Origin of the sequence: Bradyrhizobium sp. BRP56 (genome assembly GCF_020194035.1) — a bacterium.
In the GTDB taxonomy this organism is placed as follows: Bacteria; Pseudomonadota; Alphaproteobacteria; order Rhizobiales; family Xanthobacteraceae; genus Bradyrhizobium; species Bradyrhizobium australafricanum.
Map to the genome: position 1 here is coordinate 1 of NZ_JADYVV010000174.1, position 1,049 is coordinate 1,049.

Consider the following 1,049-nt stretch of genomic DNA (forward strand, 5'->3'; position numbering starts at 1 on the left):
CCGTCGTCGTGGATCGCAAACACCCCGCTGCCGAGGTCGATGCCCTTGGTGACGTGATCGCCGTCGGCGTCGGTCACCGTCTGGTTCAGCAGCAGCGTGTTCGCCGCCGTCGTCAGGCTCGCCAGCTCGTCATTGTTGCCGGTGTTGCTGTGCCAGATGTTCTTGTCCTGGGTGAACGTCACGTCGCCGTTCGCCGCCACGCTGATCGTGAAGTACAGCGTGCCGCCGCTGCCGTCCGCTGCCGCGCCCACCTTGCCGACGATCGAGCCGTCCGCAAGCTGGTACAGCAGGATCTGGCTGCCCTGCCCGATGCCGTCATTGTCCGCCGTCGTGACGTCGGCCGGATCCAGCGCATACAGCCCCGAGCCGAGGCCGTTGGCCGACAGCGCCAGCGCGTAGTCGACATGGCCCGGACCGTCGGTGCCGTAATGCGGCGTGCCGCCGTCGAAGTTGCCGGCAAAGTTGGCGCTGGTGCTGATCGGCGCGCCCGTCAGGTTGGTCTCGTCCAGCGTCAGCTGGCCCGCAACCGCCGCCGTCGGCGTTCCCAGCGACGGACCGTCGTCGTGGATCGCAAACACCCCGCTGCCGAGGTCGATGCCCTTGGTGACGTGATCGCCGTCGGCGTCGGTCACCGTCTGGTTCAGCAGCAGCGTGTTCGCCGCCGTCGTCAGGCTCGCCAGCTCGTCATTGTTGCCGGTGTTGCTGTGCCAGATGTTCTTGTCCTGGGTGAACGTCACGTCGCCGTTCGCCGCCACGCTGATCGTGAAGTACAGCGTGCCGCCGCTGCCGTCCGCTGCCGCGCCCACCTTGCCGACGATCGAGCCGTCCGCAAGCTGGTACAGCAGGATCTGGCTGCCCTGCCCGATGCCGTCATTGTCCGCCGTCGTGACGTCGGCCGGATCCAGCGCATACAGCCCCGAGCCGAGGCCGTTGGCCGACAGCGCCAGCGCGTAGTCGACATGGCCCGGACCGTCGGTGCCGTAATGCGGCGTGCCGCCGTCGAAGTTGCCGGCAAAGTTGGCGCTGGTGCTGATCGGCGCGCCCGTCAG

Annotated in this window: 1 protein-coding gene; it reads right to left on the reverse strand. The window is 68.1% G+C overall.

Annotated features, from left to right (window positions below; genetic code table 11):
• Positions 1 to 1,049: DUF5801 repeats-in-toxin domain-containing protein (locus tag I6F38_RS43220; RefSeq protein ID WP_225164690.1), on the reverse strand; the 1,049-nt coding region annotated here is incomplete at both ends.